The organism is Rhizobium sp. EC-SD404 (genome assembly GCF_902498825.1).
Lineage (GTDB): Bacteria > Pseudomonadota > Alphaproteobacteria > Rhizobiales > Rhizobiaceae > Georhizobium.
Genome location: NZ_LR701459.1, coordinates 1,255,957 through 1,270,338 on the forward strand (window position 1 = coordinate 1,255,957; position 14,382 = coordinate 1,270,338).

General features: G+C 63.0%; 12 protein-coding genes. 3 read left to right on the forward strand and 9 right to left on the reverse strand.

Annotation, left to right across the window (positions count from 1 at the left end; genetic code table 11):
- The first annotated feature begins 1 nt into the window (after position 1).
- Both GC125_RS06960 and GC125_RS06965 read left to right on the forward strand, forming a co-directional pair.
- The gene (locus GC125_RS06960; RefSeq protein ID WP_199864488.1) at positions 2-3,475 is read left to right on the forward strand and encodes an ATP-binding protein; all 3,474 of its coding nucleotides are present in this window, start codon (positions 2-4) and stop codon (positions 3,473-3,475) included.
- Positions 3,476-3,536: 61 nt separating this feature from the next.
- Entirely contained in the window at positions 3,537-5,033 is a 1,497-nt protein-coding gene (locus GC125_RS06965) for a PAS domain S-box protein (RefSeq protein ID WP_286165399.1), read from the forward strand.
- Here GC125_RS06965 and GC125_RS06970 read toward each other — a convergent pair.
- The 7 genes from GC125_RS06970 to coxB all read right to left on the reverse strand — a co-directional run bounded on the left by GC125_RS06970 (position 5,030) and on the right by coxB (position 12,554).
- Positions 5,030-5,881: an SDR family oxidoreductase gene (locus GC125_RS06970; protein ID WP_286165400.1), complete on the reverse strand. Its 852-nt coding sequence runs from the start codon at positions 5,879-5,881 to the stop codon at positions 5,030-5,032. The two genes, GC125_RS06965 and GC125_RS06970, sit on opposite strands and share 4 nt — an antisense overlap.
- Positions 5,882-5,940: 59 nt before the next feature.
- Positions 5,941-6,339 carry a hypothetical protein gene (locus GC125_RS20225; RefSeq protein WP_286165401.1) on the reverse strand — a complete coding sequence of 133 codons (399 nt, stop codon included), beginning with the start codon at positions 6,337-6,339 and terminating at the stop codon, positions 5,941-5,943.
- 298 nt (positions 6,340-6,637) lie between these two features.
- Positions 6,638-7,270 (reverse strand): hypothetical protein, encoded by a 633-nt coding sequence (locus GC125_RS06980; protein ID WP_151984907.1) that lies wholly within the window; start codon positions 7,268-7,270, stop codon positions 6,638-6,640.
- Between the two features lie 368 nt (positions 7,271-7,638).
- Positions 7,639-8,958 carry a ferredoxin reductase family protein gene (locus GC125_RS06985; protein WP_151984909.1) on the reverse strand — a complete coding sequence of 440 codons (1,320 nt, stop codon included), beginning with the start codon at positions 8,956-8,958 and terminating at the stop codon, positions 7,639-7,641.
- Between the two features lie 19 nt (positions 8,959-8,977).
- Positions 8,978-9,334, reverse strand: a complete 357-nt coding sequence (locus tag GC125_RS06990) for a hypothetical protein (protein WP_151984911.1) — start codon at positions 9,332-9,334, stop codon at positions 8,978-8,980.
- On the reverse strand, positions 9,331-11,868 hold the full coding sequence (gene ctaD, locus GC125_RS06995; protein ID WP_151984913.1) for a cytochrome c oxidase subunit I: 2,538 nt from the start codon (positions 11,866-11,868) through the stop codon (positions 9,331-9,333). Before ctaD ends, GC125_RS06990 begins: the two co-directional genes overlap by 4 nt.
- Complete coding sequence (gene coxB, locus GC125_RS07000) at positions 11,865-12,554, reverse strand: cytochrome c oxidase subunit II (RefSeq protein ID WP_286165402.1); 690 nt, start codon at positions 12,552-12,554, stop codon at positions 11,865-11,867. The genes ctaD and coxB overlap by 4 nt, the downstream gene beginning before the upstream one ends.
- Positions 12,555-12,608: 54 nt before the next feature.
- Between coxB and GC125_RS07005 the strand changes: the two genes are divergently transcribed.
- Positions 12,609-13,109 (forward strand): DUF2231 domain-containing protein, encoded by a 501-nt coding sequence (locus GC125_RS07005; RefSeq protein WP_151984917.1) that lies wholly within the window; start codon positions 12,609-12,611, stop codon positions 13,107-13,109.
- Here GC125_RS07005 and GC125_RS07010 read toward each other — a convergent pair.
- The gene (locus tag GC125_RS07010) at positions 13,090-13,587 is read right to left on the reverse strand and encodes a CopD family protein (RefSeq protein WP_286165403.1); all 498 of its coding nucleotides are present in this window, start codon (positions 13,585-13,587) and stop codon (positions 13,090-13,092) included. The two genes, GC125_RS07005 and GC125_RS07010, sit on opposite strands and share 20 nt — an antisense overlap.
- Positions 13,587-14,345 carry a cytochrome c oxidase assembly protein gene (locus GC125_RS07015; protein WP_151984920.1) on the reverse strand — a complete coding sequence of 253 codons (759 nt, stop codon included), beginning with the start codon at positions 14,343-14,345 and terminating at the stop codon, positions 13,587-13,589. The genes GC125_RS07010 and GC125_RS07015 overlap by 1 nt, the downstream gene beginning before the upstream one ends.
- Positions 14,346-14,382: the final 37 nt, after the last annotated feature.

Genomic DNA, 14,382 nt, shown 5'->3' on the forward strand with positions numbered 1-14,382 from the left:
CGTGCGGCTCTTGCGCCTCCATCTGCTGCGCTACGGGGCCCTTACGGACCGCGTGCTCGATTTTCGACCTGATGCGCGCCTCCACGTGGTCTACGGGCAGAACGAGGCGGGCAAGAGCTCGGCTCTGTCGTCGCTTTCGGATCTGTTCTTCGGCTTTCCGCACCATGCCCACTACGCGTTTCTGCACAATGCGCAGACGTTGAGGCTTGCGGCGACGATCCGGGCCCGCTCCGGCGATGAACTTTCCTTTCGCCGCCGCCGGGGGAAGAAGGATACGCTACTCGCAGACGACGAAGCGGAAACGCCGCTCAAGGACGACGCGCTTGCTCCTTTTCTTGGAGGTTTGTCCCGTGCGGTCTTCGAACGGGCCTTCGGGCTCGATTCCGAGCGGCTGCGTCTCGGTTCGCGGGCGATGCTAGACGCCGACGGCGAAGCGGGCGACCTGCTCTTTGCAGCCTCGGCCGGAATTCTGGGGCTGCGGCAGGTCAAGACGGCCATGGATGAAGAGGCGAACGCGCTTTTCACGCCAAGAGCCGCCGCCGGGAAGGCATTCTACCAGGTGCTTGCCCGCCATGACGATGCTCGGCGCCTGGAACGCGACCACGAACTGCGTGCCGGCGATTGGAAATCGGTTAACGAGGCCATCGACGATCTTTCGGAGCGCCACGCCGCCAAAGTGCTCGAGCGCACCCAGCTTCGACGGCGCGAGCAGGGCCTGGTTCGGCTGAACCAGTTGCGGCCGATCCTCGCCGAGATCGACCGCGAAAGGGAGCAACTTCGCGCGTTTGCGGATTTGGAGCAGATCGCCGAAGGGCAGGGTTCGGCGATTTCAGCGGCACTTGCGGCGCTGCGCCACGCGAGCGAGGGGGTCGCAGCTGCCGAAAAGGCGCGGGAACGGGCGGAAGCCAAGCGCGCCGACATCCCCATCGATGTTGCCTATCTCGACCACAGCGATGAGATCGCTCAGCTTCTGTCCCAGTCTGCGTCTCACCTCAAGGATCTTCGGGATCTGCCGCGTGTGGTGGGTGAGCGCGACGACTTCAGCCGCCTGTTGGAGGATCTTGCCCATCGCCTGGGGTTGGTGCGCGGCGATCTGGACCGTCTTCAACCGACCGACATGGCAATCGCTGGCCTTGCCGAACGTGCCGCGGCCGCCCGGCAGGCGGCGGAGCGCGTCGGTCTGCTGGACGAGCGGTTGGCGGCGGAGCAGGAGCAGGTCAACACGCTCGAAGGCCAGGCCACACAGGTCGCCGCCATCGATCCACGCCCTTGGCTCGACCGGCTGGAAGCGTTGCGCCCTGATATCGAGGCCTTGGGTGATGTGGAGGACCGAACGGTCAAGCTCGAGACGGAGCGGCGCCGGATCGCGGAAGCAGTGAGCAGGCTCGTTCCGCCCGTCGGGGATCTCGATGCGTTGGCAAAGACCAGCCTGCCGGACGAAACAACGCTTGCCGCCCAGCGTGATCGCATGCGCGATCTGCAGCAGGGTGCGCGGGTCGTTCAGGAACGCATCGACCGGGAGCGCGCGGAAATCGAGGCGCTCGAAGCCGAAGCGCGCGCCGAGGCGCATCGCGGGGTGACGGCAAGTCCGGCTGCAATCCATCAGGCGCGTTCAGATCGCGATGGTTTGTTCAAAGAGATCGCCGCTTCGCTGACAGGCGAGGATCCGCCGATCGAACCGGCGAGCGCTTCAGCCTCGATCGGGCGATATCGCTCTGCCGTGACAGCGGCCGATGCGCTTGCCGATGCCGCATTGGAGCAATCTGACCGGCTTGCCGACGCGGCCGCGAAGTCCCGTCGGCGGGAAGATCTGCTGCGCAGCTACGCCGCTCTTTCGAAGGACCTTGAAGCCAACGAAGCCGAGCGGGCAAAGGCGCAGGCCGAGTTCGCCGGACCCTTCGCCGCGCTTGGGCTGGCTGCCGGTCTGCCGGATGACATGATTGTCTGGAGCCGAGCGCTCGCTGCTCTGCTTGCTGCGCGAAACGCTCTCCTGGAAGAGACCGACCGTTTGGCGAGCCTCAGGCAGATTGCGCAGCAGCTGCGCGAGCCGTTGGAGGCAATCGCCCACGGCATCTGGCTTGAGGGGAGTGAAAGCCTTCCGCTGCGTGCGCTCGATCGTGGCCTGCGCGAACGGCTGCGCCAACTTGGCGAAGCGTGGGATGCGAGCCGGGATCTGGCCGCGCGCAAGCGCGATACGGCGCGCAGGGTCGAGGATCTCCGCGAAAGGCGGTCCGTTGCGGATCAATCAGCTCAAGAGGCGCTTGCCGCGCTGAGAGCCGAAACCGCGCGTCTCGGTCTTTTCGAGCCAGGTTCGCCAGCAGAGACCGAAGCCGCACTTGCCCTGTGGAAGAAGGTGCCCGACCTCAGGCGCGAAGAGGACAACCGGGCACGACGGGTCGCGGGAATCGAACGCGACATCCGCGGGTTCCAAGAGAGCGTCGAAGCGCTCGTCGCGAAGCTGGATCCGTCCATGTCGGGCTTTCCACCGGCGGAGGCGATCCGTGTCTTTCACGACCGGGCGCAGGCAGCGCGAACGGCCGATACGATGGACCGTCAGGCGCGGAAGGATATCTCGGAGGCGGAAAAGGGGCTGACCGAGGCAAATGCAGCGCGAGACGACGCGGCAGAGCTTCTGGCCGCGTTGGTTGCCGGGTTTGGGGACGCGCCGGATGCGGAAGCAATTGCGGCGCGGCTCATCGAGCGCGACGGCCTCCGTGTCAGCCTGTCGCGGTGCCGCACCCGGCTTGGCCAAGTGGCTTCGGGAGAAGACGAAGTTTCGATCCGCGCCGCCATTCAGGCGGCAGACCAGGACACGGCGCTGCCGGACCTCGCGCAGCTCGAGGAAGATATCCATCGTATCGATGGCGAGGTCGACGAACTCTTTGCCCAGCTTTCCGCGGAAAAAGCGCGGCGGGAGGGGATGATGGGCGCCAAGGGGGCGGAGCTTGCAGCTTTCGAGCGGAAGGCCGCCGAAGCCGAACTCGTGCAGGTCGCCCGCCAATGGGCCGTGCTGAAGTTCGGGTCTTTACTCCTTGGGGCGGCCATGGAACGGCAGCGGGCGGCGCAAAGCAACCCGATGCTGCAGAGGGCGGGCGCCTTGTTTTCAGCCATCACCGAAGGCCGGTTCGACGGGCTTCGCCAGCAATTCGACGAGAACGACCGGCCGACGGTCGTCGCCGTTCGCAACAATGCCGATTTCGTCGGCGCTTCCGGAATGAGCGATGGCACGCGCGACCAGCTTTATTTGGCGCTCAGGCTTTCCTATCTGGAGGATTATGCGGAGCGGAACGAACCGGCGCCCTTCATCGCGGACGACATATTTCAGACGTTCGACGATGAGCGCACTCTTGCCGCCCTGAAGGTCCTTGGGGAAACCTCCGAACGGGTCCAGCCGATCGTTTTCACGCACCATCGACGGGTCGTGGAACTTGCACAGGCTGCTCTCAGTTCTGCGCTCGACGTCGTCGAGCTTTGATGGCACCTCCGAAATATCAGGGGTCGGCGCATGCTGTGCGCTGGTCCTATGTTAATGTGAAATGACTATATCCGGTCCAGATGAGGTGATCGCCGAGATCGCGGAAGAAGAAGCAATGCCGCCTGCTGAAAATGGCGTGCTGACGGGCGCCCATTGGGGCCTGTCCAGCGCCGAATTGATGAACGCCATGCCGGTTGCTGTATACACCACTAACAGCGACGGTTTCATCACGTCCTATAATGACGCCGCGGAGAAACTCTGGGGCAAGGCGCCGAAGCTGAACGAGACCCGTTGGTGCGTCTGGGAAACATTCTTCGACGAGATTGGCGTACGCATCCCCACCGACGAGTGCCCAATCGCGAAGGCACTGACCGAGAAGCGCGATGTGGAGCCTGTCGAGCTTTGGGCCGTCCGCGAAGACGGCAGCCGCGTCGCTTTTCTTGCCCATCCCAAGCTTCTGCGCAACGCGGAGGGCGAGGTCGAGGGGGCCATCAACACGCTGGTCGACATCACGCCGCACAAATCGGCCCAAGCCGCCGAATCGCGGCTGTCGGCGCTCATCGCGTCATCGGCCGATGCAATCGTGAGCAAGGATCTCAACGGCGTCATCACCAGCTGGAATGATGGCGCCATGCAGCTTTTCGGCTACGCGCCGAACGAGGCGATCGGTCGGTCGATCCGGATGCTGATACCGGAGGACAGGGCAGGCGAAGAGGATCTGATCCTCACGCGCATTCGGTCCGGCGAAAAGGTGGAGCACTTCGAGACCCGGAGGCGCCACAAGGATGGACGTCTCATCGCGGTCTCGCTGACGATTTCACCGATCAGATCCCGGCACGGCCACATCATCGGTGTTTCGAAGATCGCCCGCGACATCTCCAGCCAGCTGGAGCGTGAAAGCCGGATCCGCTCATTGATGGGCGAAGTCAACCATCGCGTGAAGAACCAGTTCGCCGTCATCCTGTCGATGGTTCGCGAGACGCATCGGCGCAGCGGCGATGCCGGGGATTTCGAAAGTCAGGTTCAGGACAGGATTCTGGCACTGTCGCGCTCGCACGATCTCCTGGTGCAGGGCGACTGGCGCGGCACGACCCTCAATGAACTGGTACGAGCCCATGTGCTTCCCTTCGGCCTGGAGGAGAGGATCGAACTTTCAGGACCCCGTGTCCTGCTGAGGCCGATGGCCGTCCAGTATCTCGGCATGGCGTTCCACGAACTCGCCACCAACTCCGCAAAATACGGCGTCCTGAAGCAAGACAACGGCAAGATCCTGATCAGCTGGGCCTTCGTCGAGGGCGAGAACGGACTGCGCTTTCTGTTCGACTGGCAAGAAGGATTTGAGGGGCGCCGCCCCGAGGCCGTGGAAAAGCGATCGGGTCTCGGCATGGCCGTGCTGGAGCGCATCGCACCGTCGGCCGTGGGTGGCAAGGGTTTTATTGAGATCGACGCTGAGCACGCCCAGTGGTCCCTAAACGCTCCTGCGCGCCAAGTCGAAGTCGCTGAAAGCGACCTCGACGAGACGAGCCCCTGGTCCAATCTCGGGGCGCAGCGGATTTAGCTGACGGGCGTCCCGCCATTCGGGTGCAGGACCTGCCCGGTGATGTAGGACGCATCCTCGCAGGCGAGGAACAGCAGCGACGGTGCCACCTCATTCGGCTGACCCGGGCGCTGAAGCGGCGTGCTCTTGCCGAAATCCTCGACCTTGTCTGCAGGAAACGACGCCGGAATGAGCGGCGTCCAGATCGGACCCGGCGCGACGCCGTTCACGCGAATGCCCTTTTCGGCAAGATTGGCCGACAGGGCCCGGATGAAGGCAAGCAGAGCCCCCTTCGTCGAGGAGTAATCCAAAAGTACCGGCTGGCCCCGATAGGCGGTGATCGATGTGGTGCAGATGATTGAAGAGCCTTCCTTTAGGTACGGCAGCGCGTGCTTCGTGATGTGAAAGGCGCCGAAGACGTTGGTGCGGAACGTGCGCTCCATCTGCTCTTCAGAAATGTCGGTGAGCTCTTCCTGATAGTGTTGCTCGGCGGCATTGTTGACGACGATGTCGATCCCGCCGAATTCCTCCACCGCCTGTGCGACGAACGCTTCGGCGACGCCGCTCGAGCCGATGTCGCCCATTTTGGCGAAGCACTGTGCGCCTTCTTCCCGGACGAGCCGCATCGTTTCCTCAGCATCGGCCGTCTCTTCCTCGTCTTTATAAAGAATGGCGACCTTTGCGCCTTCGCGGGCGAACAAAATCGCGGTGGCGCGGCCAATGCCGGAATCGCCGCCGGTGATGATCGCGGCTTTGCCGCTGAGCCGGCCGGAGCCGGGGTAGCGCGGCATGAAATCGGGCTCGGGATGCATTGCTGCCTCCGAGCCCGGTTGGTGGTCCTGTTCCTGACGTTCGGGTGCCTTGTTCATCGTCGAGATCGCTCCTTTGGGTTCATCAACCCAACAGAAGCGCGGCGATGAAGTTCCTCTCAGCGGAGACCGGCTTTGCGTTCCATGGCGGCACCGGTCCGCTCGGCTACCGTCTCGACCTTCTCCGCCACCGTGCGGCCACCGCGGGTGGAAGAAGGGGCGAGCCCTTCGTCCTGCATGGCATCGCGGGCTGTTCGCAGCGTGTCTTTGACCGCATCTGCCGTATCGTGGCGGACTTTGCGCGCGCGTTTCTGGACACCTTCCACCGCGTCGTCATGGAGTTCGCCGAGCAACTCGTCTTCACGCCGCGTCGATGGCAAGGCAGCGCCGATCGCGATGCCGGCAAGGACGGCTCCAAGACCGATGATCAGCGGATCGTTATCGAATATCCGGCCGACAGCCGTGTCGCGCCATGTCGAACGCTTCGACGTCACAGGTAGATTTTCAGGATTGTTCATGGGCTTAATCCTCTTGGGCGGTTGTCGCCTTTTTGGTCCTGTCGATTCCGACGATGCCTTGTAAATGAGCCAGCCGAGGCCAGCGCCGACGGCAGCAAGAGCAAGTGGCTGACGCGAAAGTGTCTCGGGGAGATTTTCGTCGCCGAGCCCCGTTCGATGGGCAGCCTCGTCGACGATGCTTCGGACGGAAAACTGGTCGCGCAATGCGTCCAGTCTCAGGCTCAATTGGGCGCGCTTCAGCTCGACTTCCTGCGCCAAATCGGCTGACGATTGTCGGATTGCGGACATCGGCTCTGCCTCAGGCACGATCATCGGTGCCAAGCACCGATGTCGAGCGAGCCGCATCGGTTTCACGCTCGAACGCGCTCATATCCAAGCCGACGTCTTCGTCGACGTAAGGACTATCCTCGTCGTGATAGTCTTCGATGTCGTCGTCTTCGTACTCGTATTCCACTGCCCGGTCGCTGCTCGCTTTCAGGAAGCGCGCAAGGGTGAGACCGGCCAGCAGGCCACCGGCAACGAAAAGCAGGGGATGGCGGCGGCCGATATCGCGCAGGTCGTCGGCTGCGTTGACCAAAGAACGTTCCTGGATCGAGCGCGAAAGATTATCAAGGCCATCGGCGGCTTCGCGCGCAAGGCGCCCGGTCAACGCAGCGCCGGTCGTGTCCTCGCGCACGGATCCACGAACGCTGTCCGCGATATCGTGCAGGCCTTCGGCAAGCGCATCCTTGCGCTGGTCTGCTTCGTCGATGGCCTTTAGCCGCATTTTCTCGCTGAACGATGCCGCCTTCGAAAGGGTGCGCGAGCCAGCGTTGGAAAGCTTTTCGCGGGCATCCTCCATCTCGGCATCGAGCGCGTCGCGAATGGGCGTGTGCTTTTCCGACAGGTGATCGCTGGTGTCGAGGTCGGTCGGGTTGGGATAGGTTGCCATTGGCTGATCCTTTCAAGTGCGGTTGGCCGCGCGTCTTGCGATCTCAACCGCTCCTGAAGAGAATTGTTCCTCGATTCCGTGCCCGGAAAAATTCGATCTCGGTGGAACATCAGCGTCTAGAGCCGGTTCGACTGCCAGCGAACCGCGGCTGCGTCAGCCGGACGCGGCGATATAGGACACAGGCTGGTTTTTCCGGCTTCCCACCTGGCCTCGGGATTGGCACCCATCCTTGTCCCGCCCAGCCGCGGTTCGCTGCTTTCCAGTCGTTAGTTCAGAACCGTCGAGAAGATCGTCGCATAGCCGACGACGATGGCGATGATGCCGATGGCGAGTGACAGGGCCACAATGGGTCGCATCTCTGTTCTCCCTCAGACCATGTCGAAGATTTCGTTGGTGATCGTGTTGAAGGGCACCCCGAGCTTCAGGAGATCCTTGCGTGCCGCGTCGGTCAGCGGCTTCGGTCCGCACAACATATGCGGCCATTCGCGACTGTTTTCGGGAAGATGCTGCTTCAGGATCTCCGCCGAGAGCCTACCGGTTTCGCCGTCCCAGTCTTCTGGAGGCTCTTCCAGCACGTGCACGACCTTGAGATTGATCCGGCCTGACAGCTCAGCGAGTTCGTCGCGGAAGGCGGCGTCATCCCACGCCTTGTTGCAGTAGAAGAGGACAGCAGGCCGCGTGTCGTGACGGGCATCCATGGCATGGAGGTTTGACATCATCGGCGTGATGCCCACTCCGCCCGCAATCATCACGAAGCCGCCGGCGTCCGGGTGGGTGTCGATCGAGAACGTGCCGTAGGGACCATCGAGATAGGCGACGGCGCCGTTTTCAACCTCAACGGCTTGTTCGGTGAAATCGCCCAGCGCCTTGATCGACAGCGTGACGTCGGGGCCATGCTCGGGCGGGGACGAGATCGTGAAGGGATGCTCCCCCAAGCCGAAGGGCGATCGCTCGAGCGTCAACCAGGCGAACTGGCCGGGCTTGTGGTTGCTCAGCGGCTTGCCCTGCGGCCTCAGCACGAGTTGGTGAACGCCACCGTGATGGGCGATGTTGTCGACGACGATCCAGGGATTTCGCTTCTGGCTCCAGGGCTTGCCGATGCGCACCCAGAGCAGCATGGCCAGCCAGCCGAGAGTTACGCCCAACCAGAGTACGCGTGTGCTCGGATCGGCGGTGAACCGCCCGACGCCGAGGACATGGGCGATGGCGGCACCGAAGCCGATAATGGCGAGCGCGACGTGCAGATAGCGCCACCAGCCGTATTCCAGCTTCAGCCATTTGCGCAGCTCGGACGTCGCTACCAGGCCAACGAAGCATAGCAGCGCGAGGCGGGCGGCGGTGAGTTCCCAGCGCGCCTCGAGAGGATTGAGGATGCCCAGCGCTTCCTCGAACCAGAAGTACAGAATGCCGAAATGAGCGAGCATAAGGCCGAGCGCGCCGATCGCCATGTAGCGGTGGAAGACGTAGACGATGTCGATGCCGAAGGGATGGGAAAGGCGCCGAAATCGGGCGGTCAGGGCAAATTGCAGGCCGGCCACGGCAAGTGCGCCGAAGCCGAAACCCATCGACAGATCGAACAGGAAGCCGTTGCCCTCGACCCGCTCGCCGCGAAGCAGGACGACGAACGGCAACGCCAGCACCGCCGGAATGGCCGCAATCCAGGCGATTTGCCTTAAGGTCCGGCTCATGCGCGGTTCCTTTGCATGGTCAATGACATGGGCTCAGCGCCACGACCGGGCCGAAGGTGAAGATGATGCAGATAAGAGCCGCGATATTGAGCCTGTCCGCTGCGACGCCGATGGTATCGCGGCGCTCGTGCACGTCCGATCTTCGGTATAGGCGGATCATCCCGATATTGGCGACGCAGGCAAGGAGCGCCAGCGTGACGAGCACGATGCGCTGGAGCGACAGGCCGAAAGCATATTCGGTCATGTGCCAGCGAAAGGCGCAGCCGAGCGTCAGCACCATGTAGAGAGTCAGGAAGGTCAACGACCAGAGGCCGAAACCGGCCACCAGCCATAGAATTGGGAAGCGTCTGGCGGTTCCAGTTGCGGGGCCGGTCATGGCTGATCTCCGCTCGGGATGTTGAAGCCGATCAGAAGCGGCAGCAAGAGGACCAGGCCGACACCCGCCAGGACGGACACGGCCGTATAGTCGTGCCACAGCTTGCCGATCCTAAGGTCGAGCGTCCGGCGCGCCGAAACATAGCCTGCGTGCTGACGCCACGCGCCGAAGCCGGCAAAGATCACTCCAAGGCCTGCGTGCAGTGCGCAGTAACCCAGTACGACGAAGCTCGCAGCCAGATAGGCGTGGCTCGTCGGGTCGGGAATGGCGGTTGCCATCAGAAAGACGAGGATCAGGCAGGTTGCAAGCTGGGCCGCCGTTGCCAGCACCTGCGGCACCAGTGCCGAAGCGGAGTTTTGGGCCGCGGCAATGCCGCGTCGCGCCAAAAGCGTCGCCGCTGTCGAAAGCAGGACCGCTGCAAGAGGCAGGACAAGGCCAGGCTCTGCAATGGCGGGTGGCGGCCAGCCCGGGGCGACGAGCCAGAGGAACAGAACGCCGAACAGCAGCGAGGTATAGAGCGTCGTGTTACCGACGAGCGCAAAGACCATCGCCCACCAGGAGGGAGGACGGTCCACCTCATAGTGGATCGGGAGGTCCAGCCCGTTGCCGATGGGCAGACGGCCGTGATCTTTGCGGAAGCCGCACGGCACCGTCCAGGCCAGCAGAAGAACGACGACGCCGGCCAGAGGGACGAGCGAAATCCAGTAGAGCTTGAAAAGCAGGCACAGCACGAAAGCGCCGGTTGCGATCGCGGTATAGAGCGGCAGAAAGGTGGAATTCGGCAAAAGCACGATGTGGTCGGGCTTTCCGGTCGTCATGTCGACGGCGAGCGTTTCCATCCACCCATTGCGCGTGAAGCCGAGATAGCCTTTGCCGGCCGCAAGTTCCGGGCCGATCTTTGCCGGCTCCAGTCCGTCGGCTCGCCGGTCGATCTCCGGCAGCGATGCGAACGCATAGGAAGCGGGCGGGGTGGCGGTCGCCCATTCCAACGTGCCGGCTTTCCACGGATCGCGGCCATGCGCCTTGCCGAACCGGACCTGAAGGATGATGTCGACGACGACGAGCGCAAAGCCGATCGTCATGATGAAGCCGCCGACCGATGACAGGAAGTTCAGCCACTCCCAGCCCACGCCATCCGGATAGGTGTGGACACGTCGCGGCATGCCCCGAAGACCGGTGAGGTGCATCATGAAGAAGGTGATGTGGAAGCCGACGAAGATCAGCCAGAATGCCGGCACGGACAGATGGTGCACCGGGAATTTGCCGGTCATGTGCGGGAGCCAGTAATAGGCTGCCGCCAGCATTGGGAAGACGAAGCCGCCGACCAGCACATAATGGAGGTGGGCAACGACGAAGTGGGTGTCATGCGCCTGCCAGTCGAAGGGCACCATCGCCAGCATCACGCCGGTCAATCCGCCCATCACGAAGACGACGAAGAAGCCCACCAAATAAAGCATCGGCACATCGAAGCGTGGCCGTCCTTGCGATAACGTCGCGAGCCAGGCGAAGATCTGGACGGCGGTGGGGATGGCGACGAGGGCACTCGCCGCCGAAAAGAAGGCCAGCGCGAGATGCGGAATGCCCACCGTGAACATGTGGTGGACCCACAGGCCGAAAGACAGGAAGCCCACCGCTATTGCCGCAACGACGATCGCGCCATAGCCGACAAGGCGCGTCTGGGCGAAGACGGGCAACATGGTGGAGACGGCACCGGCTGCGGGCAGGAAGATGATGTAGACCTCGGGATGGCCGAAGAGCCAGAAGAGGTGCTGCCAAAGCAGCGAATCGCCGCCCCGCAGCGGGTCGAAGAAGGGCAGGTCGAAGGCTCGCTCCAGTTCCAGGAGCACCGAGGCGAGGATCATCGGCGGGAAGCCGACCAGCATCATCAGCGCGACGACCAGCAGATACCAGGCGAAAATCGGCATGCGGGTGAGCGACATGCCCGGCGCCCGCAATTTGAGGATCGACACGGTGATCTCGACGGCGGCCGACATGGCCGAAATCTCGACGAAGGTGATGCCCAGCAACCAGACGTCCGCATTGATCCCCGGCGTATAGGTCGACGAGGATAGCGGCGTGTACATGAACCAACCGCTGTCGGGCGCCACTCCGAAGAGCAGCGCGACGATCAGGATCGAGCCGCCGAAAATGTAGCAATAGAAGCCGAAGGCGGTGAGCCTTGGGAAGGCAAGGTCGCGGGCGCCCAGAAGCTTCGGCAGCAGATAGATCGCGAACCCTTCGAACATCGGGATCGCGAAAAGGAACATCATCACCGTGCCGTGCATGGTGAAGACCTGATTGTAGATATCCGGTCCGAGGAAGGCGCTGTCGGCGGTCGCGAGCTGGATGCGGATCAGCATCGAGAGCACGCCGCCGATCGCGAAAAAGGTGAAGGCTGCGATGATGAAGCGGCGGCCGAGCACGGTGTGATTGACGGCAGCCAGGCGCCCGAGCCCAGGCTTCGTGTCCCAGATTTTCGCCAGCGCGTGGTGCAGGCGGATTGCGTCGCTGGCTGGCTCTGGCGTCGTCGTCATTGCGATGCTTCCGTAGCGGCGCCGCTTACGGTGGCGACGTAGTCTTCTGGTTGATGGGCCTCCACGGTGAAGTCCATGTTGGAATGGCCGACGCCGCAAAACTCGGCGCAGACGCCGCCATAGGTCCCGGGTCGTTCGGCCTGGAGGCGCAACACGTTCTCATGGCCCGGAATGGCATCGAGCTTGCCGCCGAGCCGCGGTACCCAGAACGAATGGATCACGTCTTCCGCAGTGATGACGATGTCGACCGGCTCGCCGGCAGGGATGTGCAGCACCGAGATCGTGTCCGCCGCGCCTTCGCGGTCGGGGTAGGAAAAGGTCCACGCCCACTGGCTCGCGCGCGCCTCGACGCGCTCGGGTGCGCTTGCAAGGGGGCTGGCGATCAGCCTTTCGCCCATGGCCAGGGCGAAGATCACGAGAGCGGTCAGCACGACGGTGGGCATCGCAAGTCCGCCCCATACGATCCAGCGGCGGGGCGACAGGCTTTTGCCGAAGCCCGGCTTGAGGAGTGTGGCCAGAAGCAGGCCGATGGTCAGGACAAACAGGATGACCGCGCCGGCGAACATGACGTAGAAGAGATTTGCGATGGCACCTGCCGATGGTCCGGCCGGGTCCAGCGTGGACAGCGGACCTGAGCAGCCGGCAAGAACGACGCCACCGAAGGCAGGGATCGTTGCCTTGATCAAGGTCCTGCAGGCCGGCAAGTTGCCCCGGCGGAAACGACCGAACGGAGTGATGGAATGAGCGAAACGGAAAATCTCGAAAGCCCGGTGATCAAGAAGGTCGCCGAAAGCAAGATCGATTCCGCTATCGCCGTTGCCGGCCATCCCATTCACGCCATGAGCGTGCACTTTCCCATCGCGCTGGTCTTCGCCACGTTTGGTGTCGATGTCTTCTATTGGTGGAGTGGCGATCCCTTTTGGGTCCGCGTTTCGGTCTGGTCTTCGGGTTTCGCCTTCGCGACGGGCGTGGCGGCCGGTCTCGTCGGCACGGCAGAACTGCTGTTCGTGCGCGGTATTCGCATTCGCGTGGCGAGCTGGACCCACGCTGTTGCTGCTATGACCCTGATCGCCATCATGGGCACCAATTGGGGCATGCGCCTTGCCGATGACAGCATGGTCCTGCCGCACGGGCTTCTGCTGTCCGTTCTGGCGGGCATCATGGCCGGCATGGCGGGTTGGCATGGTGGCAAGCTGGTGTTCGATCATGGCGTCGGACTGGTCATAAATAGCGATCAATGAGCGGTTGGAGCATCTCGCCTAGAGCGCCGGGCTCCGACAAAATGCCAGGCAGGAGTTGATCTCCGAGGTCCGGCTTCAGCAGAACCACGCCGATGATCGCCGTCGCGATCACCACGGTCAAAACGGTGACCACCACGGCGCGCCAAGTCGAGTAGGTCTCGCCTTTCTGGAACAGACGGATGATGACAAGACCCGTCAGCACATGGACGACGACCAGGAGCGCGACCAGAACAAGCTTCAGGTGAAACCAGGGCTCGAAGGTTTCCTGGACGAGGATCAGCGCCGTTCCCGTGGCGATCGCGACGAAAGCGGCAGGCGAGATCAGGGCAACATAGGCGTATCGGACCATGCCCTGCAGGCGATAGAGCGTATCATCGTCCCGTGCGTGGGCGCGCTGCACATAGAGACCCGGCAGGCTGACGAGCCCGGCGCTCCAGACCGCAATCGTCGCGATATGAAGGAACTTCAACCATACCATCATCCTCGGTCATGCCCGGCGGATGCGGCGAAGCGCTCTTGAACCAGCGCAGACGAGAAGATCAGCGCGACGATGAGGTAAGGCAGAGCGGCCGGTACCCACATGAGGATGCCTGCCAACTGCTGGTCGGCCAACGGCGACAGACCGAACGCCTCCGTCGTCGCAATGTGGTCACCGTAAAGCGGCGCGCGGGCGAAGGTCAGAAGGGCTCCCAGCATGCCCATCTGCACGATTGAGCCGAAAAGGGCAGCCAGAGCCGGCAGGCAATGCTCGCGGCGTGCGCCGAAGATCAGTTGCCACAGGACGATGGCCGAACCGAGCAGCGTCAATTCCATCGCCCAGTAGGCCCAGTTGGACGATAGGGCGAACGCATAGGGGGCCGGTGCATGCCATATCCAGACGAAGATCGTGTGGACAAGGAAGGCAGCAGAGAGCAGACCAGGCGTGCGCCGTCGGCGCATTGGCAGGGCGAGCGCGACCAGCGGTGCGGCAATCGCAATCAGCATGACATGATGGAAGATGCGCGCCGAAAAGAGCGCGGAGCTCAAGGCGCAAAGTGGAGACACGAAGGCGATGAAAAGTGTGACGAAGGCGGCTGCGGCGTAGAACCGGCCGTGCGGCGTGCCTGCAGTTTTCGCATTCGAGATGAGAAGGCCGGTTGCGACGAACAGGGCACTCAAGAGGTATGGGTCGAAGTTCCAGGCTTGCCAGAGCGTGTCCGGCGTCGGGCTTGGGCCGCAATAGACCTCTGAATTCATGTAAAGCGCTTCCTTGCTGTCACGTGCATCCTTGTCA

Excerpts from the sequence above, each read along its gene's own strand:
- GC125_RS06965 (WP_286165399.1), top strand. The coding sequence starts at position 3,537 with ATGACTATATCCGGTCCAGATGAGGTGATCGCCGAGATCGCGGAAGAA.
- GC125_RS06970 (WP_286165400.1), bottom strand. The coding sequence starts at position 5,881 with ATGAACAAGGCACCCGAACGTCAGGAACAGGACCACCAACCGGGCTCG.
- GC125_RS20225 (WP_286165401.1), bottom strand. The coding sequence starts at position 6,339 with ATGAACAATCCTGAAAATCTACCTGTGACGTCGAAGCGTTCGACATGG.
- GC125_RS06980 (WP_151984907.1), bottom strand. The coding sequence starts at position 7,270 with ATGGCAACCTATCCCAACCCGACCGACCTCGACACCAGCGATCACCTG.
- GC125_RS06985 (WP_151984909.1), bottom strand. The coding sequence starts at position 8,958 with ATGAGCCGGACCTTAAGGCAAATCGCCTGGATTGCGGCCATTCCGGCG.
- GC125_RS06990 (WP_151984911.1), bottom strand. The coding sequence starts at position 9,334 with ATGACCGGCCCCGCAACTGGAACCGCCAGACGCTTCCCAATTCTATGG.
- ctaD (WP_151984913.1), bottom strand. The coding sequence starts at position 11,868 with ATGACGACGACGCCAGAGCCAGCCAGCGACGCAATCCGCCTGCACCAC.
- GC125_RS07005 (WP_151984917.1), top strand. The coding sequence starts at position 12,609 with ATGAGCGAAACGGAAAATCTCGAAAGCCCGGTGATCAAGAAGGTCGCC.
- GC125_RS07010 (WP_286165403.1), bottom strand. The coding sequence starts at position 13,587 with ATGGTATGGTTGAAGTTCCTTCATATCGCGACGATTGCGGTCTGGAGC.
- GC125_RS07015 (WP_151984920.1), bottom strand. The coding sequence starts at position 14,345 with ATGAATTCAGAGGTCTATTGCGGCCCAAGCCCGACGCCGGACACGCTC.